We start from the raw sequence: 18,851 nt of genomic DNA, 5'->3' as shown, positions 1-18,851 counted from the left end.
CATGGCGTTCTTCTTCAAATCCAGCCGGCAGCTTCCGCTTGCCGAAGCGGCGTCGGTCAGCCTGTGGGTCCTGGTGGGCGCCATCGGCGTGATCTTGGCGTCGATCCCGATCTCGACCTGGGCCCAGGCTCTTCTGGGGGTGACGGGCGTGCTGTGCGTCGTGTTGTTGCGCCCGATGGCCGACCGGGCCGCGCCCCGCTTCGCGCTTCTGGCGATCGCCGGGGCGCTGGTCCTGCGCTACTGGATCTGGCGGGTGACCGAAACGCTGCCGGGGCTCGACGCGCCGCTGTCCTTCACCTGCGCCATGCTGCTGCTGATCACCGAGACCTACGCGATCCTCGTTTTCTTCCTCACGACCTTCATGACCGCCGATCCGCTGACACGGCCGGTGCCGCCGACCGTGCGGGTGGATGAGCTGCCCACCGTTGACGTGCTGGTGCCCAGCTATAACGAGCCGGCCGCGATGCTGAAGGTGACGCTGGCCGCGTGCCGGAACATGCACTACCCGGCCGAGAAGCTGCGCGTGGTGCTGTGCGACGATGGCGGCACGGACCAGCGGATCAACAGCGAGGATCCGGCGACGGCACGGGCTGCGGCCGAGCGGCGGGCCGAGCTCCAGGCGCTCTGTGCCGATCTCGGGGTGATTTATTCCACCCGGGCCCGCAACGAACATGCGAAGGCTGGCAACATGACGGCAGCGCTGGCCCTGCTCGACGGTGACCTGGTCGCGGTGTTCGATGCCGACCACGTGCCCAGCCGCGATTTCCTGGCGCGGACCGCGGGGTATTTCCTGAAGCACGACGACCTGTTCCTCGTGCAGACCCCGCATTTCTTCCTCAACCCCGATCCGATCATGCGCAACGTGGGCACGGTCAGCCACTGTCCCCCCGAGAACGAGATGTTCTACGGTCATATCCACCGGGGGCTGGATCGCTGGGACGGCGCGTTCTTCTGCGGCTCGGCCGCGCTGATCCGGCGCGATGCGCTGGACAGTGTCGGCGGTTTCTCGGGTGAGACCATCACCGAGGACGCCGAGACCGCGCTGGACATCCACGCCTCGGGGTGGCGGTCGATCTACGTCAACCGCGCCATGATCGCCGGGCTTCAGCCCGAAAGCTTCGTCAGCTTCATCCAGCAGCGCGGGCGCTGGGCCACGGGCATGATGCAGATGCTGCTGCTGAAGAATCCGCTGATGCGCCGCGGCCTGAGCGTGACCCAGCGCCTGTGCTACGTGAACTCCATGAGCTTCTGGTTCTTCCCGCTGGTGCGAATGGTGTTCCTGCTGGCGCCGCTGGCGTACCTGTTCTTCGGGCTCGAGATCTTCGTCGCCACCCGGGCCGAGGTCGTGGCCTACATGGCGACCTATGTGGCCACGTCCTTCATCGTGCAGAACGCGCTGTTCAACCGGACCCGGTGGCCCTTGATGTCCGAGCTCTACGAGACGGCGCAGGCGCCCTATCTCAGCCGCGCGGTCCTGCGCACCTTCGCGAAACCGCGCGCGGCCCGGTTCAACGTCACCGCCAAGGACGAAACCCTGGACGAAACCGCGATCAGCCCGATCGCCGCGCCGCTGTTCTGGCTGTTCGGCCTGCTGGCGCTGGGCGTCGTCGCGGCGGGCGTGCGGTATTCGCTTTATCCCGGCGACCGCGAGGTGCTGCAGGTCGTGGGCGGCTGGGCGGTCTTCAACCTCGTGCTCGTGGGCGCCGCGCTGGCTTGCGTGCGCGAGACGCAACAGCGCCGGGGCGCCCCGCGCGTCAAGCTCGACGAGCCTGCCATCGTCGCGCTGGCGGGGCATCCGAACCGCAAGATGGCCGCGACGGTCATCGATGGCTCCCTGTCGGGCCTGTCGCTGGAGATCGCCGATGGCCCCGACATCGCGCCCGGCCAGGTGGCCGAGGGGGCACCGCTGCGCGTCCTGCCCGCGCTGGTCGAGGCGCCGTCGCTGGCGCACCCGATCTCGGGCCATGTCCGCTGGTCCCGCCGCGAGCGCGGCAAGATCGCCATGGGCATCGCCTACGACGAGAACCAGCCGACCATCGTGGCCGAGACGGTGGCGCAGATGATCTATGGCAGATCAAGCCGCTGGGCCGCCATGCGCGATCATTACTTCCACGAGAAGGGCTTGCTGGGCGGTATCCTGTATATCCTGCGGCTGTCGCTGCGCGGCACCGTGTCGGCCTTTGCCGCGCTGGCGGCCGAGCCGGGGCGCCGCCGCCGCGCCGCGCAACGGGCGCTGCACTCGACCATCGCGCTCGAGCCGCCGGCCCATATCGTGGCTTTCGCAGGGTACGAGGATTTCGCGGCCACCGGTCAGACCGTGCCCTTCGCGCCCGAGACAGATGACGACCTGGTGGCCGAGCCTGCCGCCGCCTTTGCCGGGTTGCGCGCCACCGGATCCGGCGCCCAGGGGATGGAGCGCGGCCAATGACCCTTCGCTCGCATACGATCATCTTCGCGGCCCTGGCGGCCTGCACACTGGCCGCCGCGCCCGCGATGGCCCCGGCCGAAGAGGGCGGCATGATCCGCATCCCCGACCTTACGGCGGTCGACGAGACCGCGCCGGCCAGCGGCAATATCGACGTGGTCGCGGGCGAGATGGACCTGCCTTCCGCCGCCGCGGCGCGCATGCAATTCCACCGGCCCGCCAACGGGCCGGTCCCCGTCGCGGTCGAGGCCCGCGAACCGATCCTGTCGCCGCTGCTGTCGCCCATGCCGATCCTGCCCGGTCAGACCCGCCTGCGGTTGCAGGGTGAATTTCCCGAGGCCGAGTTCACTTTGTTCCTGCCCCAGGGCACCCCCCGGGGACAGCTGGTGCTGGACCACGAAAGCGGTGTGGATGTCCTGCCCGACAGGTCATCGATGGAAGTCTTCGTGAACGACGTGTCGGTGGGCACGTTCCCCTTGGGCAAGTCGTCCGGCGACGCGCCGGACAGCCTGGCCGTTCCGTCGAACGTCTGGCTGCCCGGCGCGAACCGCGTCCGCATCGCGCTGTCGCAGGTGCACCGCATCTATTGCGGGCCCGAGGCGGCGTTCGACCTTTGGACCGATCTCGACCTGGCGACGTCGGGCGCGCTCATCGACGAACGCCCGATGATCTCGGGATCCGCGGACTTCGTGGCCGCCGTGGCGAGCGACGCGGTGGCGGGACGCGCGATCGAGCTGCGCGATCCGGGTGGCATCGCCGAGGGGGTCGCGGCCACGCTGGACATCGCGGCGTACCGGCTCGGCCGGATGGTCGGCGGTCACACCCTGCGCTATGCCGAAAGCAGTGGCTGGCCGGTGGTCGCGGCGCCCGCGGAAGACGACGCGCCCGCCAGCGCCGAGGACACGACGGATGAGGTCGAGGCGGCACCCGAAGGGCCCTCGCACGCCCGCATCACCCTGATCCACCGTGGCGCGCTGGCCATCGATGACGGCCGCCCGGACATGGAGTTCCGTCGCGCCGGCGACGGGGCCGAGGTGCTGGTCCTGCGGCTCGACCCCCAATCCTCGAACCAGCACGTGGACGCCGCCCTTGGCGTGGCGTTCGACGAGCTGATGGCCCACGCGCGGGAAGAGGCGCCCGGTCTGTCGCCGACCAGTGGGCTGTCGGTGGGCGCCGGAACCCTCATGCGGCCCGGCGGGCCGGTGCGCCTGTCGGATCTGGGCATGCAGACCATCCGCACCTCGTCGCATTATTTCCACCGCAGCCAGGTCTTCACCCTGCCGCGCGACTGGTTGATCCTGACCGCGCAGAAGGCGGTCCTGCATCTTGACTACGCCTACGCGCGCAAGCTGCCGAACGAGGCCAAGCTGCTGATCAAGGTTAACGGCGAGACGGTCCGCCTGCTGCCTCTGGTGGACGAAGGCGGCGTCTTGATCGAACAATTCCCGGTCAAGTTCGCCGCCAACCTTCTGCGCGAGGGGCCCAATCTTCTGCAATTCGAAGCGCTGATCCCCGGCGCACCGTCGGACTTCGCCTGCCCCGAGAACGCATTCCCCAAGCTCGAGATCCGGGGCAGCACGACACTGGCCGTTCCCGCCTCGCCACGGATGCGCGTGCCGGACCTGCGCGGGGCCACCGCGGCGCTGCGGGCGGGGAATCTCGACCTGGCATCGTCGGGGGCCGCGGATTTGTCGATGGCCGACCGGCTGTCGCTGGTCACCGCGCTCGGGATGCCGTCCGAGGGCGCGGCGCATCTCACCGTGCTGAGCGCCGATGCCCTGCCGCGACTTCCCATGGGGGATTATAGCTTCTCGCCGCTGGCCCTGCGCGACGTCCTGACCAAGTCGCCCATCGTCGAGCTGCCGCCGCCGGCGTATGATGCCCGGATCGGCGAGGTGCCAGATGACAGCCCCTTCATCGGCCCCGTCGCCGGGTCCGAGCCGCCGCGCACCGCCCGCCTGGCCGGCCTGTTCGGGCAAGCGGTGGGCACGGTCGCCGCGAACGTCGCCGCCGTCCAGGCACGGCTGCTGCCGGACGCCGATGCCGACGCCGATGCCTGGCTCGACGCGCAGCGTGGGCAGGCGATCCTGTTGCAACTGGACGTGGCCCGGCCCGACCGCCTGTGGCTGGTGCTGGGCCCCCGGACGGATTTCGCCCACGTGGCCGCGCGACTGGCGGCGGGCCGGCGCAGCATCGCGGGACCGAACGGCCAGATGGCGGTGCTGGGCCATGACGACACCTGGCGCAGCTGGGCCGACAGCCGCCGCATGCCCGAGCTGCGCGAGCGTCTGACCCTCGCCAACTTCCGGCAAGTGGCCGGGAATTACGCGTCGTGGCGCCCGCTCTATTTCACCGCGGCGCTGTTCGGCGTGGCCCTTGTCTTCGCGGCCCTCGCCCTGCGGCTGGTCGTCCTGACGCGGAGGCCGGATTGATGCGGCGGCGCGATCTGCTGGCGGGCCTGGCGGCGTTGCCGCTGGCCCGTAACGGCCGTGCCCTGGCGGCGTCCGGGGCGGGCGACCACCCGCTGGCCCGCGCCTGGGCGGCGTGGAAAGCGGCGCATCTCGAGGCATCGGGCCGGGTGGTCGACGGCCTTCAGGGCGGTGCAAGCCATTCCGAGGGGCAGGGCTATGGCATGGTGCTGGCCAGCGCTCTGGGCGACGAGACGGCGTTCGACGCCATGCTGGACTGGACGCTGGCGCACCTGGCCCTGCGCGACGACGCGCTGCTCTGCTGGCGCTGGCTGCCGGACGCGGCCACGCCCGTGCCCGACCGCAACAACGCGTCGGATGCGGACCTGTTCTTTGCCTGGGCGCTCATGCGCGGGGCCGACCGGTTCGACCGGCCCACGCTGGCCAGCCGCGCCGGGGCGACCGTCGCCGCCTTGTCGGCCCGCTGCATCACGCCCTGGCCGGGGCAGGAGGGGCGACTGTTGCTCGTGCCGGGGGCCGAGGGCTTCGCCATCGACGGCGGCCACGTGATCAACCCGTCCTATTACATGCTGCGCGCCATGCAGGAGCTGGGCGCGCGGTTCCGCGACGCCCGTCTGGTGGCGGCGGCGCGGGACGGAAACGAATTGCTTGCCGACCTGGCGCGGCTCGGTCCCGTGCCCGACTGGGTCGAGGTGACCGCCGGGGGCTTCGGCAACGCGCTGCAATTCTCGTCCAACGCCGGCTACGAATCGCTGCGCGTGCCGCTCTGGATGATCTGGTCGGCCCGACCGGACCACCCGGCCGTGGCGCGTGCCTACGCGCCGGGCTCGGCCCGCGCGGTGCCCGACGGGCTGACGGCGACGGTGGTCGACGGGACGACCGGTGCCGTGCTCGAGACCTCGGCCGATCCCGGCTACCGCGCCATCGCGGCGCTGACCGCCTGCGCAGTCGATCGCAACATGGGCTCGGCCATGCCGCCCTTCGACGCCGCGCAGCCCTATTACCCCGCCACGCTTCACCTTTTCGCCTATCTCGCCCAAATGGACGTGCTTCCCGAATGCTTCCCCATCTGATCCCGCACCGTGCCGCCCTGCTGGCCCTCGCCCTTGCCGCCGTGTCGCCCGTGGCCGAGGCCCGCGATCTTCCCGCCGCCGAGCTGCGCGCGCTGAAATACTACGTCGAGACCGGCGACCGCAGGTCCGCCAGCGCCGAGCTCGCCCGGCTGAAGGCGCGTTATCCCGATTGGGCGCCGCCCAACGACCTGACCCGGATCGGCAGTGGCGCGTCGGCGACCGACGGCCCCGGCGACGAGGCCAATCGCGTCTGGCGGCTGATCGAGATCGGCAATCTCGAAGCGGCCCGCGGGCGACTTGATCACCTCAAGGCGGTCCATCCCGACTGGCAGCCGCCGGCCGAGATGGAGGAGCTGTTGTCGCTGGCCGAAACGCAGGCCGCGTTCGACGGTGCCATCGCCGCCGGCGACGCCCCCGCCGCCATCGCGGCGGTCCGGGCGAATCCGTCCATCCTGCGCTGCGACCGGGTGAACAACGCGTGGCAACTGGCGACGATGCAGCACAAGACCGGCGACACGGGCGCGGCGCTGGCCACCTATCGCGGGGTCCTGGGCAGCTGCACCGATACCGGCGTGCTGGTCGCCACCTTGCAGAAGGCCCATTCCATCGGCACCCCGGCCGACACGCGCACGCTGGCCGAATTCGCCCGCGCCCGCCGTCCCGCCGCGCGGGCCTCGATCGACACGGCCGAGGCGCAGCTGCTGGGCGCCGGCGATGCCGCCCCGTCCGCGCCGGCCCGGACGGCCACGGCCCGGCCCGCCAGTCGCGCCGTGGCGGCGCCATCGACCCCGCCCGCTCGGACGGTGCCGGTCGCGCCGGAGGCGGGCGCCACCCCGCCACGGGGCGCGCTGCCCGACACGGGCGACGCCCGGGTGGCTTCGGTGCGCGAGGCGGCGCGGGCCGGGGCCTGGGCGCAGTGCCTCGACCGCTCGACGGCGCCGCGCTCGGTCGACGTGCTCTACGAGCGCGGCTGGTGCGCCTACAACCAGAACCGATCGCTCGAGGCGCTGGCGGCCTTCCGCACCGTCTCGACCTCGGGGCTCGACGCCGTCGTCCGGCGGGATGCACGGTTCGGCATGATCCTGGCCTTCCTCGCCAACCAGATGACCGAGGATGCCGCCCGGCTTGCAGCGACCACTGACCTGACGGACGAGCAGCGGTTGCAGGTCGAGGCGGTCATCCTGGACCAGCGCGGCGTGCGGGCCTTCCAGCAGGACGATTTCCGGGGCTCGATCACGTATCTCGACGCGCTCGAACGGCTGACCGGTGGCATCCGCCGCGATCTCGCGATCATGCGGGCCTATGCGCACCTGAACGCGGGCGACCGGCGCACGGCCTATCGCCAGTTCGAAGACCTGCACGACCAGCTGGCCACGCCCGAGACCCGCAAGGGCCTGAACGCCGCCCGGGGCTGATCGCCGGTCCCGACGCGGCGGACGGAAAGGGTGCGCGGTGCGCCGTGCCGAGCGGGGCGGCGCAGCATGTCGGGTTGACGTCGGCCCGGCGGGCTGAATATCTCGCGCCGAAGCTTGAGCAGGCGGGCGCATGAACGACATCTGGGCCGGGATCGCGGCGGCGATCCGGCTGATCCTTACCGCCGACGCGGACCTGGTCGAAATCTCGCTCAGGTCTTTGCAGGTCACGCTCAGCGCGCTGGCCATCGCCTGCCTGATCGCGCTGCCGCTGGGCACGTTCCTGGCGATCCAGCGGTTCCGTTTCCGCCGTGGCGTCATCGCGGTGCTGAACGCGCTGATGGGGCTGCCGCCGGTGGTGGTCGGCCTCGTGGTCTATATCCTGCTGTCGCGCGCCGGGCCCTTCGGGGTGCTGAACCTGCTGTTCACGCCCACGGCCATGGTGATCGCGCAGGTCATCATCATCACGCCCCTGATCGCGTCGATCACCCACCAGGCCATGCGCGATCTCTGGGCCGAGTATCACGATCTGCTGATCTCGCTGAACACGGGCAAGCTGCAGCGCGTGGCGACCCTGATCCGCGACGGGCGGCGGTCGCTGATGACGGCGGCGCTGGCCGGGTTCGGCCGCGCCATCGGCGAGGTGGGGGCGATCATGATCGTGGGCGGCAATATCGAGCACCACACCCGCGTGCTGACCACCGCCATCGCGCTGGAGACCGGGCGCGGCGATTTCGCCCTGGCGCTGGGCCTTGGGTTCGTCCTGATCGGGCTGGCACTGGGGGTGAACCTGCTGACCCACTGGCTGGGCCGGACCGAGGTCGAGGGCAGATGGTGAGCCTGTTCCCCCTGACCCTGACCGAAGGCCTCGTGCGTCGGCGGGGGCAGGTCATCATGGGGCCCGTCTCGCTGACCGTCGAGGGACGCGGGCTCACGGTGCTGATGGGGCCGAACGGGGCGGGCAAGTCGACCTTGCTGAAGGCCCTGCACGGGATCGAGCGGTTGAGCGCGGGCCGCCTGCGCCATGGCTGCCCCTCGGACCAGTCCCACGCGGCGCAGGCCTTCGTGTTCCAGACGCCGGTGGTGCTGCGCCGCTCGGTCGCCGCGAACCTGGCCTATCCGCTGAAGCTGCACGGGGTCGGCCGCGCCGAACGCGCCCGGCTGATCGAGGACTGGTCCGCGCGCATCCGGCTGTCGGACCGGCTGGACCAGCCCGCCGCGCGCCTGTCGGGCGGCGAGCGCCAGAAGCTCGCCACTGCCCGCGCGTTGATCCGGTCGCCGCAACTGCTGTTCCTGGACGAGCCGACGGCCAATCTCGACGGCCGTTCCACGCGCGAGATCGAAGACCTGTTGCGCGCGGCCCGCGACGGCGGCACAAGGATCGTCATGGCGACCCATGATTTCGCACAGGCCCGGCGTCTGGCAGACGACGCCTGGTTCATGATGAATGGCCGCATCGTCGAAACGGGGCCATCGCCGCAGTTCTTTGACACACCGGCGCGGTCGGAAACCCGCGCGTTCCTCAGGGGGGATATCCTGGAATGAAAGCCTTTCTATCAATTCTTCTGGCCGTTTGGGCGGGCGTCGCCGTCGCGCAGGACCGTACCATGCGGATGGCGGTGACCACGTCGTTCGAGAACTCGGGTCTGGCGGATGTCCTGCTGCCCGCGATCGCCGAGGACACGGGAATCGAGGTGCAGCTGCTGGTCGTGGGCACGGGCCAGGCCATTCGCCTGGGCGAGGCGGGCGATGTCGATGCCGTCCTCGTCCATTCGCGCCCGGCCGAAGAAGCGTTCGTCGCCGCCGGCCACGCGCCCTACCGCCGCGAGATCATGTATAACGACTTCGTGCTGATCGGGCCCGAGGCTGACCCGGCGGGTATCGCCGACACCGGGACGGCGGCGGAGGCCTTGGCGGCCATCGCGTCCACCGGTGCGCCCTTCGTCAGCCGCGGCGACGACAGCGGCACCCACAAGGCCGAACTGGCGCTTTGGGACGCGGCCGACGTGGCGCCGCGCGGCGACTGGTACCGTCCCGTGGGCGCGGGAATGGGCGCCGCCCTGAACACGGCCGCCGGCATGGATGCCTATATCCTGGCGGACCGCGCGAGCTGGCTGAACTTCGCCAACAAGGGCGATCTCGCGCTGCTGTTCTCGGGCGACCCGGTGCTGTTCAACCAGTATGCCTACCTGCCGGTGAGCCAGGACGAGCACCCGGACGTCCGCGCCGACCTTGCGGCCGAGCTGGAGGACTGGCTGGTTTCCGACACCGCGGCCGAACTGATCGACGGCTACCGCGTCGCGGGCGAGCAGCTGTTCACCTTCAACGCCTCGCCGGCCGAATGAGGACAGGGGTTGCGCTCATCGCGCTGGGTCTGGCGCTTTCGCCCGCCACGCCGGGCGTCGCGCAGGGCCTGCGCGACTGCGACACGTTCGAGGCCAATGCGCGCAACCTCGTCTTCCCCGTGGACGCCAACACCCGCAGCTTCGCCAACGGGGCCGTGCGTTTCATCACGTTGGACACGGGCGGCGAGCCCGCCTGCTGTTCGGCCCATCTCATGGTGCTGCTTCCGGACCCGGAGGAGCCATTCGATATCTGCCGATTGATCTCGCACCGGGACAGCCTGGGCTTCACGGGCCTGTCGCTGGACCGGGCGGATGCGGGCTATGACCCCGCACGGGGGCTTCGGGTTGCCATCCCCGGCGTGGTGCAGGACGGCTCGGGCCCACGGCCGCTGACCCTGGGGGTCGGGGTGAACCAGCAGACCGGCGTCGTCACCGCGGATATTGCCCCGCGATGATCCTGGGCGTGGGCACCGACCTGGCGAATATCGACCGGATCGCCGGCACGCTCGAGCGGTTCGGCGACCGCTTCCGCAACCGCGTCTTCACCGAGACCGAGCAGCGCAAGGCGGAACGCCGCGCCGACACGCCCGGCACCTACGCCAAGCGCTGGGCCGCGAAAGAGGCGTGTTCGAAGGCCCTTGGCACCGGGCTGCGCATGGGCATCGCGTGGAAGGACATGGCCGTCAGCAACCTGCCCACCGGCCAGCCGGTGATGCATGTCACCGGCTGGGCGGCCGATCGCCTGGCCGCCATGACCCCGCCGGGGCACGAGGCGATCATCCACGTGACGCTGACCGACGATCACCCCTGGGCACAGGCCTTCGTGGTGATCGAGGCGCGGCCCATCGGCGCCTCGGCAACCACCTGAGCGGACCGGCTGGCGCCAATGCGAGAGGCGCTGCCACTCGCGCGCTTTTTCGACTATTTCGGGACAAACGAAAGGGGGCGGGGCCGCCGCGTGACGGCGGGAACCGGGCCCGGACACCCGCGTTCGTCGTGGCAATCAGGACAAGGATCACAGCCATGGCCGAAACCGAGCCGACCGAGGCCGAAACCGCGACGCTGGCCCGCGCCATCACCCGCGCGCAAGGCCTGGCCGAGCGCGGGCAGGGCGCGCCCATCGTGGCCGCCGTGATGGATGGCGACAAGGTCATGGCCTGGGGTGACAACGAGGTCCACGTGGACCAGGACCCCACCCGCCACGCCGAGATCGTGGCCATCGCCCATGCCTGCGCGGACCAGGGCCATCCGGACCTGTCGGGCAAGACGCTGATCACGACATTGCAACCTTGCGAGATGTGCCTGGGCGCGCTGCGCTTCGCCGGGATCTCGCGCGTGGTCTTCGCCGCGGGCCGGCCGCGCGTGAAAGACGGGTATTTCCAGTTCCACGGGCTGGAACTTGCCGATTTCGCCGCCGCCTGCGACGGAGATCTGGACTGGGCCGGTCACGTGATGGAAGACGATGTGCTGAACCTTTACGGTGCGCGCGAGGCCTCGGCTTGACACCCCGCGGCAGGCCACTCATGTAGCGGCAGCTTGCGACGAAGGGGGCCCCCATGGCCAAGGCCGAAAAGACCGACGGCATTCTCGAGACGGTCAAGACCATTGTCTACGCGCTGCTGATCGCGGGGATCTTCCGCACGCTGTTCTTCCAGCCCTTCTGGATCCCGTCGGGATCGATGAAGGACACGCTGCTGGTGGGCGACTTCCTGTTCGTCAACAAGATGGCTTACGGTTATTCCGAGCATTCCTGCCCGTTTTCCATGTGCAAGTTCATCGACGGCCGCTGGCTGGGCTCTGAGCCCGATCGCGGCGACGTGGTGGTGTTCCGCCACCCGGTCACCGGCAGCGATTTTATCAAGCGGCTGATCGGGTTGCCGGGCGACACGGTGCAGGTGCAGCAGGGCGTGGTCTATATCAACGGCGAGGCCGCCCCGCAGGAGCCCGCCGGCGAATTCGTCGAGACCTACGAAAAGCAGGGCCCGTTGGGTAACCTGCCGCAATGCTCGAACGCGGGCGTCGCGCTGGGATCGGACTGCGTCAAGCAGCGCTATAGCGAGACGCTGCCCGGCGGCGTGACCCACGACATCCTCGATATCCGTGAGGCGAGCCTCGACAACACGCCGGTCTACACCGTCCCCGAAGGCCACTATTTCTTCATGGGCGACAACCGCGACAATTCGACCGACAGCCGGGTCAGCCCGTCGGCTATGGGCGTGGGCTTCGTCCCCTACGAGAACCTGATCGGCCGCGCCGACCGCGTGATCTTCAGCTCGGCCGGGCGGTCCATGCTGTTCTTCTGGACCTGGCGCGGCGACCGGTTCTTCGAAGAGATCATATGAAGCTGTCGGCCGAGCAGACCGCGTTCGCCGAACGGCTCGGCCACCACTTCCGTGACCCCGAGCTGCTGATCCGCGCGCTCACCCACAGCTCGATCGGCTCGCCCACCCGGCCAGACAACCAGCGGCTGGAATTCTTGGGCGACCGAGTGCTGGGCCTGGTCATGGCCGAGGCGCTGCTGACCGCCGATCCCGACGCGCCCGAGGGGCAGCTGGCGCCGCGTTTCAACGCCTTGGTGCGCAAGGAAACCTGCGCCGCCGTGGCCCGCGATTGCGACCTGGGCGCCGTGCTGCGATTGGGCCGGTCCGAGATGATTTCGGGCGGGCGGCGGAAAGAGGCGCTGCTCGGCGACGCGATGGAGGCCGTGATCGCGGCCGTCTACCGCGACGGCGGGCTCGAGGCCGCCCGCAAGATCATCCTGCGGCACTGGTCCCGGCGGCTTGAGACGGTCGAGGCCGACAGCCGGGACGCCAAGACCGCGCTGCAGGAATGGGCGCAGGCGCGCAGGCTGCCGCCACCCAGCTATGTCGAGGTCGGGCGCAGCGGTCCCGACCACGCGCCCGTCTTCACCATCGAGGCGCGGCTCGAGACCGGGCAGAGCGCGCGGGCCGAGGCGCCGTCGAAGCGCGGCGCCGAGCAGCAGGCCGCCGCCGCCCTCCTGGACCGGCTGGAGTGAGCGACACCCGCGCCAACCTGCTCGGGGCGGGATTCATGGTGCTGGCGATGCTGGGGTTCGCCATCGAGGACGCGCTGTTCAAGGCTGCCACGCGCAGCGCCTCGGCGGGCATCGGCACGCTGATCTTCGGAACCACGGGTCTTGTCCTTTTCTTGCTCTTGTCGGCCCGGGCGCGCGAACCGGTCTGGTCGGCGGATTACCTGTCGCCGGTGATGCTGTGGCGCTCGGGCTTCGAGATCGGGGGCCGACTGTTCTATGCGCTTGCGCTGGCCTTCGCGCCGCTGTCCACGACCTCGGCCATCCTGCAGGCGGCGCCCCTGGTGGTGACGCTGGGCGCGGCGCTGGTGCTGGGCGAGCGGGTGGGGCTGTCGCGCTGGGTCGCCACGGGCATCGGGTTCCTGGGCGTTCTGCTGATCCTGCGGCCCTTCGGCGACGGCTTCAGCCCCGCCTTGCTGTTCGCCGTTGGCGGCATGATCGGCTTCGCCGGTCGGGACCTTGCCACGCGCGCCTCGACCCCGCGGCTCTCGCGCTGGCAGCTTGGCGTCTCGGGCTTCGCCATGGTGGTCATTGCAGGCGCGGTCATCACGGTGGCCGAAGCCGAAAGCCGCCTGCCGGATCTGCCCGGTCTGCTGGCCCTGCTGGCGGCGGGATCGGTGGGCGTCGCGGCGTATACATCGCTGACCGGGGCGATGCGCACGGGCGAGGTGTCGGTGGTCGCGCCGTTCCGCTATGCCCGGCTGATCTTCGCCCTGATCCTGGCGGCGGTGCTGTTCGGCGAAAGGCCTGACATCGCGACCTATATCGGTGCCGTGCTGATCGTGGGCAGCGGCATCTTCACTTTGGTGCGCTCGGGCCGTCAGAAGACGGCGTGATCGCCACGCGCGTCGCTGGTGCCCGTGGCGGCCAGCCGGGCGTAGTGGTCGCGCAGGGTGTCGCGGCCGGTCTCGGGCGTGGCGTCGGCGTCATAGCGGCCGATGGCCGGGTCCCAGACCAGCATCGACTCGGTCGCGTAGTAGTGCCCGATCCGCGCAAGCTCGGCCTTGGTGCGCAGGCGCGGCAGGGCGACGGCGCCCGCGTCCAGCAGCCGCGCGGCCCCCGACAGGATGCGCGGCGACACGCTGCGAAAGCGGGGCGTGCGGCCCAACGCCTCGAACAGCATGTGACCCTGTTCACGCGGAGTGATCGCGGGGCCGGGGCCGCCGATGGGCAGGATGCGGTTGCGCTTGTCGCTGTCCGACAGGCAATCGGCCATGAACCGGGCAAGGTCCCGGTCGCTGATCGGCTTGCACGCCGTCAGCCGCCCGTCACCGAAGAGCAGGAACGGCTTGCCCGCGCGCAACCGGTCGATCTGACCCGACAGCGATTTGAAATAGGCGGTGGGCCGCACGATGGACCAGTCGAGCCCGGCGGCCCGCCACGCCGCCTCGGTTCGGAGCTTGGCGTGCTGAAAGGCCAGGTGCGGCTTCTGCACGCAGATGGCCGACAGCAGAACGGCCCGCCGCGCCCCCGCGTCACGGGCCGCGTGCAGGGCATCGACGGTGGCGTGGTGGTCGATGGCCTCGGCCTCGGCCGGAACGCCGGTGCGCGAGGCGAGGCAGGACACGACCGCGTCCACCCGCGCGCCCGCCAACCCGTCGCGGCGAAGCGATGCGGGGTCCTCCACCCGGGCCACCCGCGCATCGACCCCGGGCGGCGCCGATGCACCGGGCCGGAGCGGGCAGATCACGTCGTGGCCACGCGCCACCAGCTCGGACGCCACCGCGCGGCCAATGGTGCCGCTGCCGCCCAGAAGAAGAACCCGCATGCCCGCCATGGCCGCAGACTAGGGGGCGGCGCGGGCCGGGCCAAGCGTTCTGGCAAAGGCGCGCGCGATGGGATAGACCGCCGCCTTGACCCGATAGGAGACACCCACATGACCACACGCGCCGGCTTTGTCGCCCTGCTGGGCGAGCCCAACGCGGGCAAGTCCACGTTGCTGAACCGCATGGTGGGCGCCAAGGTCAGCATCGTGACCCACAAGGTGCAGACGACGCGCGCCCGGATCCGCGGCGTGGCGATGGAGGGCGACGCGCAGCTGGTCTTCGTCGACACCCCCGGCCTGTTCCAGCCGCGCCGCAGGCTCGACCGCGCCATGGTCGCCGCCGCGTGGTCGGGGGCGGCGGATGCCGACATCGTCGTGTTGCTGGTCGAGGCGCATCGCGGCCTGACCGACGGGGTCGAGACGATCCTGTCGGCCCTGGAAGAGCGCGAGATCAAGGCGCCGGTCGTGCTGGCCATCAACAAGATCGACCGGGTCGAGGCCAAGACGCTGCTGGGCCTGACGGCGAAGCTGAACGAACGCCACGACTTCGCGCAGACCTTCCTGATCTCGGCCGAGCGCGGCAGCGGCACCGACGATCTGAAGGCGTGGCTGGGCGGCGCGCTGCCCGAGGGGCCCTGGCTCTATCCCGAGGACCAGATCGCCGACCTGCCCATGCGGATGATCGCCGCCGAGATCACGCGCGAGAAGCTGACCCTGCGCCTGCACCAGGAACTGCCCTACCAGCTGACGGTCGAGACCGAGGGCTGGGAAGAGCGTGATGACGGCTCGGCCCGGGTCGACCAGGTCATCTACGTGGTGCGCGACGGGCACAAGGGCATCGTGCTGGGCAAGGGCGGCGAGACGATCAAGGCCATCAGCCAGGCTGCCCGGGCCGAGCTGTCCGAGTTCACGGGCCGCAAGATCCACCTGTTCCTGCAGGTGAAGGTCCGGCCCGGCTGGCTGGACGAGGCCGAGCGCTATACCGAGATCGGGCTGGATTTCGGCGATGGCGCCTGAGCGCGGCGGATTTCTTGTGATGGTCCGGGGGCTGGCGTGGCCCGGCTGACCGCCGATTTCTGGGTGCGCGCCTATCTGCGGCGGCTGGCGGTCGAGGACATCCCGGCCTTCGTCACCGCGCGCGGCGACGATACCGCCGGCGCGGTGCTGGTCGTGGTCGCCACGCTGGACGGGCAGGCGCGCGCCTTCCAGCGCAGCTTCGACTTCGAGACCGGCGCGCGCATGTGGATGGAGCTGACCAGCGGCCCCGAGGCCGACGTGGCCGCCTCGGTCGCCAGCCAGCGGCGCATGGACCCCGACCTGTGGGTGATCGAGGTCGAGGATCGGCAGGGGCGCCACCTGCTGGATCAGCCGGGGCTGGAATGATCGAGTGGTGCGAGGAGGGCCTGGTTTTGGCCGTCCGCCGCCACGGCGAATCGGGCGCCATCGTCGACGCGCTGACCCCCGATCACGGCCGCCACCTGGGCGTTGTCCGGGGCGGGGCCGGCCGGCGGCTCGCGCCGCTGCTCCAACCGGGCGCGCAGATGGCCCTCACCTGGCGCGCGCGGCTCGAGGATCACCTGGGCAACTACACGGTCGAGCCGGTGCGCTCGCGCGCGCATCTCATGGGCGATGCGCTGGCGTTGGCGGGGCTGACATCGGTCACGGCGCTGCTGGCCTTCGTGCTGCCCGAGCGCGAGGAGCAGCCGCTGCTCTACGCCCAGAGCACGGACCTGCTGGACCGGATGGGCGACGACGCCGACTGGCCGCTGTCCTACCTGTTCTGGGAGGTCTCGCTGCTGGAGCAGCTGGGCTTCGGCCTGGACCTGACCTCCTGCGCCGCCACCGGCAGCCGCGAAGACCTGGCCTTCGTGTCGCCGCGCTCGGGCCGGGCGGTTTCGCGGGACGGGGCGGGCGACTGGGCCGCGCGGCTGCTGCCGCTTCCGCCCTGCCTTCTGGGGCAGGGACCGGCCAGCGCGACCGAGCTCATGCAGGGTCTCGCCATCACCGGCCATTTCCTGGGGGAACGGGTGGCGCCCGCCTTGGGCGAGCGTCCTCTTCCCGCCGCCCGCGCGCGCCTGGTCGAACGGCTGGAGCGTCAGTTCCTGGCCTGAAACACCATCTCGGTGCCGCCGGGGTTCGACAGGATCAGGGTCGGCCCCGACACCTCGGCCAGGGTCACCGCGCGCAAGGCTGCGAAATACGCGGTCTCGAGCGCAAGGTCGGGGCAGGCGCGTTTGGTCGCGCGGATGGCCCCGATCTCGATCCACGGGTAGGGCACGGTCTGCGCCGCGGAAAACGCGTTGCAGGGCCCAGTGCCGGTGACGCCATCCGGGCCGGGAAAGCTCAGCGTCGCATCGGCCCCGAAGGGCGCCCCGTTCAGGCTTTGCAGGACGTAGGCGTCGGCCGGCGCGTAGCGCGCGACGCTTTCATCGCGCTGGCATCCCGCCGCGACCGCAAGCGCGACTCCGAACGAAAGCGCCGCCCCCAGCTTCATCTTTCCAAAAATACCTATGGCGATACCCGTCAATCCGCGTCGGCGGGGCAACGGCAGCGACGCGCCTCAGCCAACGCGGACACGCACCTGCGGACCCCGAGCGGCCCGCCCGTCCCCCTTACCCCAGAAGCCGGCGCGCGATGACCTGCGCCTGGATCTCGGCCGCGCCTTCGAAGATGTTCAGGATCCGCGCGTCGCACAGGATGCGGCTGATCGGGTATTCCAGCGCGAAGCCGTTGCCGCCGTGGATCTGCAACCCGTTATCGGCCGCCGCCCAGGCCACGCGGGCGCCCAGCAGCTTGGCCATGCCCGCTTCGAGGTCGCAGCGCTTGCCGGCATCCTTCTGGAAGGCGCTGAAATAGGTCAGCTGGCGGGCCACCGCGATCTCGACCGCCATCATCGCCAGCTTCCCGCTCACCCGAGGGAAGGCGATCAGGGCCTTGCCGAACTGCTTGCGGTCGGTGGCATAGCGCATGGAGGCGTCCAGCGCCGATTGCGCCACGCCGATCGCCCGGGCCGCGGTCTGGATGCGGGCGGACTCGAACGTCTCCATGAGCTGTTTGAAGCCCTGGCCTTCCTCGCCGCCCAGCAGGTTGTCGCCCGCCACGCGGAAGTCGTCGAAATTGACGGTGTATTCCTTCATACCGCGATAGCCGAGCACCTCGATCTCGCCGCCCGAGATGCCAGGGTCCTGCCACGGGGCATCGTCGGTGCCGGGGGTCTTCTCTGCCAGGAACATGCTGAGGCCACGATAGTCGTTGGTGCCCGGCACCGTGCGGGCCAGCACGGTCATCACCTGCGTGCGCGCGGCGTGGGTGATCCAGGTCTTGTTGCCGTTCAGCACCCAGTCGTCGCCGTCGCGGGTGGCCTTGGTGCGCAGCGACCCGAGATCCGATCCGGTGTTGGGTTCGGTGAAGACGGCCGTGGGCAGGATCTCGGCCGAGGCGAGACCGGGAAGCCACTTTTCCTTCTGCGCCTCGGTGCCGCCGCAAAGGATCAACTCGGCTGCGATCTCGGAGCGGGTGCCAAGGCTGCCCACGCCGATATAGCCGCGCGACAGCTCCTCGCTCACCACGCACATGGAGGCCTTCGACAGGCCGAAGCCGCCGTATTGTTCAGGGATGGTCAGGCCGAAGACGCCCAGCTCGGCCATCTCCTGGATGACCTCCATCGGGATCAGCTCGTCTTTCAGGTGCCATTCGTGGGCGTAGGGCTCCACGCGGTCGACGCAAAAGCGGCGGAACTGCTCGCGGATCATCTCGAGCTCGTCGTCGAGGCCCGAGCGGCCGACGGTGATCTCGGCCGACTGCTCCTGCATCAGGGCCACCAGCTCGCTCCGGGCGGACTGGGTGTTGCCCTGGCGGCTGAGGGTCGTGACCGCGTCGGTGGCGAAGGCGGCCAGATCGTCGGCCCCGAGCTCCAGGTCCTGCGGGCGCAGCATTTCGCCCTGGCTCATGGGCAGGCCGCCCGACATCTGCGACAGGTATTCGCCGAAGGCGACCTGGAGGATCAGGCGCTCGAGCGGGCGCAGATGCCCGGACGCGTCCAGCCGTGTCGCCCAGTCGTGCATCTGGTGCAGCGCCTGCACGTAGGTCGCGAGCCAGGCCAGCCCGTGCGCCGCGGTCTGGTTGGCTTCGATCAGCTTGGCCGAGACGCGGTCATTCTCGGTAACGCGCGCACGCAGCCGGTCCTTCGCCGTGGCCAAAAGCGCGTCGGCGGCGGGCAGGGCGTCGGCGGTCAGCGACAGCAGGTTCTTCAGCACGGCGCTGGGGGCGGTCAGATCGGTCAGGTCCTGTCCGTCATGGGGCATCGCGGGTCTTCCTTATGCTGCAGTTGCGAAGGGGCCTAGCCCGCCG

Annotated in this window: 19 protein-coding genes; 16 read left to right on the top strand and 3 right to left on the bottom strand. The window is 70.4% G+C overall.

Features of this window, described 5'->3' with window-relative positions; all coding sequences use genetic code 11:
* Window position 1 precedes the first annotated feature (1 nt).
* From bcsA to BUB76_RS13240, 13 genes are all read left to right on the top strand, one after another.
* Window positions 2-2,428 carry a UDP-forming cellulose synthase catalytic subunit gene (bcsA, locus tag BUB76_RS13300; protein WP_073129288.1) on the top strand — a complete coding sequence of 809 codons (2,427 nt, stop codon included), beginning with the start codon at window positions 2-4 and terminating at the stop codon, window positions 2,426-2,428.
* The gene (locus tag BUB76_RS13295) at window positions 2,425-4,857 is read left to right on the top strand and encodes a cellulose biosynthesis cyclic di-GMP-binding regulatory protein BcsB (protein ID WP_073129287.1); all 2,433 of its coding nucleotides are present in this window, start codon (window positions 2,425-2,427) and stop codon (window positions 4,855-4,857) included. Before bcsA ends, BUB76_RS13295 begins: the two co-directional genes overlap by 4 nt.
* Complete coding sequence (locus tag BUB76_RS13290; protein WP_073129286.1) at window positions 4,857-5,927, top strand: family 8 glycosyl hydrolase; 1,071 nt, start codon at window positions 4,857-4,859, stop codon at window positions 5,925-5,927. Before BUB76_RS13295 ends, BUB76_RS13290 begins: the two co-directional genes overlap by 1 nt.
* Window positions 5,912-7,342 carry a hypothetical protein gene (locus BUB76_RS13285; RefSeq protein ID WP_073129285.1) on the top strand — a complete coding sequence of 477 codons (1,431 nt, stop codon included), beginning with the start codon at window positions 5,912-5,914 and terminating at the stop codon, window positions 7,340-7,342. Before BUB76_RS13290 ends, BUB76_RS13285 begins: the two co-directional genes overlap by 16 nt.
* 130 nt (window positions 7,343-7,472) lie before the next feature.
* A complete protein-coding gene (locus tag BUB76_RS13280; RefSeq protein ID WP_073129284.1) occupies window positions 7,473-8,177 on the top strand; it encodes an ABC transporter permease in 705 nt (234 codons plus the stop codon).
* The gene (locus tag BUB76_RS13275) at window positions 8,171-8,884 is read left to right on the top strand and encodes an ATP-binding cassette domain-containing protein (RefSeq protein ID WP_073129283.1); all 714 of its coding nucleotides are present in this window, start codon (window positions 8,171-8,173) and stop codon (window positions 8,882-8,884) included. Before BUB76_RS13280 ends, BUB76_RS13275 begins: the two co-directional genes overlap by 7 nt.
* On the top strand, window positions 8,881-9,684 hold the full coding sequence (locus BUB76_RS13270; RefSeq protein WP_073129282.1) for an ABC transporter substrate-binding protein: 804 nt from the start codon (window positions 8,881-8,883) through the stop codon (window positions 9,682-9,684). Before BUB76_RS13275 ends, BUB76_RS13270 begins: the two co-directional genes overlap by 4 nt.
* A complete protein-coding gene (locus BUB76_RS13265; RefSeq protein ID WP_073129281.1) occupies window positions 9,681-10,139 on the top strand; it encodes a hypothetical protein in 459 nt (152 codons plus the stop codon). The genes BUB76_RS13270 and BUB76_RS13265 overlap by 4 nt, the downstream gene beginning before the upstream one ends.
* Window positions 10,136-10,552: a holo-ACP synthase gene (gene acpS / locus BUB76_RS13260; RefSeq protein WP_073129280.1), complete on the top strand. Its 417-nt coding sequence runs from the start codon at window positions 10,136-10,138 to the stop codon at window positions 10,550-10,552. Before BUB76_RS13265 ends, acpS begins: the two co-directional genes overlap by 4 nt.
* 155 nt (window positions 10,553-10,707) lie before the next feature.
* The gene (locus tag BUB76_RS13255; protein ID WP_073129279.1) at window positions 10,708-11,187 is read left to right on the top strand and encodes a nucleoside deaminase; all 480 of its coding nucleotides are present in this window, start codon (window positions 10,708-10,710) and stop codon (window positions 11,185-11,187) included.
* Between the two features lie 53 nt (window positions 11,188-11,240).
* Entirely contained in the window at window positions 11,241-12,026 is a 786-nt protein-coding gene (gene lepB / locus BUB76_RS13250; protein ID WP_073129278.1) for a signal peptidase I, read from the top strand.
* On the top strand, window positions 12,023-12,700 hold the full coding sequence (gene rnc, locus BUB76_RS13245) for a ribonuclease III (protein WP_073129277.1): 678 nt from the start codon (window positions 12,023-12,025) through the stop codon (window positions 12,698-12,700). Before lepB ends, rnc begins: the two co-directional genes overlap by 4 nt.
* The gene (locus tag BUB76_RS13240) at window positions 12,697-13,572 is read left to right on the top strand and encodes a DMT family transporter (RefSeq protein ID WP_269085825.1); all 876 of its coding nucleotides are present in this window, start codon (window positions 12,697-12,699) and stop codon (window positions 13,570-13,572) included. Before rnc ends, BUB76_RS13240 begins: the two co-directional genes overlap by 4 nt.
* On the opposite strand, the gene BUB76_RS13235 is transcribed toward BUB76_RS13240, so the two are convergent.
* Window positions 13,557-14,513, bottom strand: coding sequence for an NAD(P)H-binding protein (locus tag BUB76_RS13235; protein ID WP_073129276.1), 957 nt, complete (start codon window positions 14,511-14,513; stop codon window positions 13,557-13,559). The two genes, BUB76_RS13240 and BUB76_RS13235, sit on opposite strands and share 16 nt — an antisense overlap.
* A 99-nt stretch (window positions 14,514-14,612) precedes the next feature.
* Between BUB76_RS13235 and era the strand changes: the two genes are divergently transcribed.
* From era to recO, 3 genes are read left to right on the top strand one after another with little or no spacing between them, the layout of a single operon-like run.
* A complete protein-coding gene (gene era / locus BUB76_RS13230) occupies window positions 14,613-15,518 on the top strand; it encodes a GTPase Era (RefSeq protein ID WP_073129275.1) in 906 nt (301 codons plus the stop codon).
* Window positions 15,519-15,554: 36 nt separating this feature from the next.
* Window positions 15,555-15,884: a DUF1491 family protein gene (locus BUB76_RS13225; RefSeq protein ID WP_073129274.1), complete on the top strand. Its 330-nt coding sequence runs from the start codon at window positions 15,555-15,557 to the stop codon at window positions 15,882-15,884.
* Complete coding sequence (recO, locus tag BUB76_RS13220; RefSeq protein WP_139250873.1) at window positions 15,881-16,612, top strand: DNA repair protein RecO; 732 nt, start codon at window positions 15,881-15,883, stop codon at window positions 16,610-16,612. Before BUB76_RS13225 ends, recO begins: the two co-directional genes overlap by 4 nt.
* Here recO and BUB76_RS13215 read toward each other — a convergent pair.
* Both BUB76_RS13215 and BUB76_RS13210 read right to left on the bottom strand, forming a co-directional pair.
* On the bottom strand, window positions 16,597-16,995 hold the full coding sequence (locus BUB76_RS13215; RefSeq protein WP_073129273.1) for an META domain-containing protein: 399 nt from the start codon (window positions 16,993-16,995) through the stop codon (window positions 16,597-16,599). The genes recO and BUB76_RS13215 overlap by 16 nt on opposite strands.
* Window positions 16,996-17,113: 118 nt before the next feature.
* Window positions 17,114-18,805 (bottom strand): acyl-CoA dehydrogenase family protein, encoded by a 1,692-nt coding sequence (locus BUB76_RS13210; RefSeq protein ID WP_073129272.1) that lies wholly within the window; start codon window positions 18,803-18,805, stop codon window positions 17,114-17,116.
* Window positions 18,806-18,851: the final 46 nt, after the last annotated feature.

It is taken from the genome of Palleronia salina (assembly GCF_900141995.1).
In the GTDB taxonomy this organism is placed as follows: Bacteria; Pseudomonadota; Alphaproteobacteria; order Rhodobacterales; family Rhodobacteraceae; genus Palleronia; species Palleronia salina.
The sequence above is the reverse complement of the archived record's forward strand: the minus strand, read 5'-3'. Positions and strand labels throughout refer to the sequence as shown.

Excerpts from the sequence above, each read along its gene's own strand:
- bcsA (WP_073129288.1), top strand. The coding sequence starts at position 2 with ATGGCGTTCTTCTTCAAATCCAGCCGGCAGCTTCCGCTTGCCGAAGCG.
- BUB76_RS13295 (WP_073129287.1), top strand. The coding sequence starts at position 2,425 with ATGACCCTTCGCTCGCATACGATCATCTTCGCGGCCCTGGCGGCCTGC.
- BUB76_RS13290 (WP_073129286.1), top strand. The coding sequence starts at position 4,857 with ATGCGGCGGCGCGATCTGCTGGCGGGCCTGGCGGCGTTGCCGCTGGCC.
- BUB76_RS13285 (WP_073129285.1), top strand. The coding sequence starts at position 5,912 with ATGCTTCCCCATCTGATCCCGCACCGTGCCGCCCTGCTGGCCCTCGCC.
- BUB76_RS13280 (WP_073129284.1), top strand. The coding sequence starts at position 7,473 with ATGAACGACATCTGGGCCGGGATCGCGGCGGCGATCCGGCTGATCCTT.
- BUB76_RS13275 (WP_073129283.1), top strand. The coding sequence starts at position 8,171 with ATGGTGAGCCTGTTCCCCCTGACCCTGACCGAAGGCCTCGTGCGTCGG.
- BUB76_RS13270 (WP_073129282.1), top strand. The coding sequence starts at position 8,881 with ATGAAAGCCTTTCTATCAATTCTTCTGGCCGTTTGGGCGGGCGTCGCC.
- BUB76_RS13265 (WP_073129281.1), top strand. The coding sequence starts at position 9,681 with ATGAGGACAGGGGTTGCGCTCATCGCGCTGGGTCTGGCGCTTTCGCCC.
- acpS (WP_073129280.1), top strand. The coding sequence starts at position 10,136 with ATGATCCTGGGCGTGGGCACCGACCTGGCGAATATCGACCGGATCGCC.
- BUB76_RS13255 (WP_073129279.1), top strand. The coding sequence starts at position 10,708 with ATGGCCGAAACCGAGCCGACCGAGGCCGAAACCGCGACGCTGGCCCGC.
- lepB (WP_073129278.1), top strand. The coding sequence starts at position 11,241 with ATGGCCAAGGCCGAAAAGACCGACGGCATTCTCGAGACGGTCAAGACC.
- rnc (WP_073129277.1), top strand. The coding sequence starts at position 12,023 with ATGAAGCTGTCGGCCGAGCAGACCGCGTTCGCCGAACGGCTCGGCCAC.
- BUB76_RS13235 (WP_073129276.1), bottom strand. The coding sequence starts at position 14,513 with ATGGCGGGCATGCGGGTTCTTCTTCTGGGCGGCAGCGGCACCATTGGC.
- era (WP_073129275.1), top strand. The coding sequence starts at position 14,613 with ATGACCACACGCGCCGGCTTTGTCGCCCTGCTGGGCGAGCCCAACGCG.
- recO (WP_139250873.1), top strand. The coding sequence starts at position 15,881 with ATGATCGAGTGGTGCGAGGAGGGCCTGGTTTTGGCCGTCCGCCGCCAC.
- BUB76_RS13215 (WP_073129273.1), bottom strand. The coding sequence starts at position 16,995 with ATGAAGCTGGGGGCGGCGCTTTCGTTCGGAGTCGCGCTTGCGGTCGCG.
- BUB76_RS13210 (WP_073129272.1), bottom strand. The coding sequence starts at position 18,805 with ATGCCCCATGACGGACAGGACCTGACCGATCTGACCGCCCCCAGCGCC.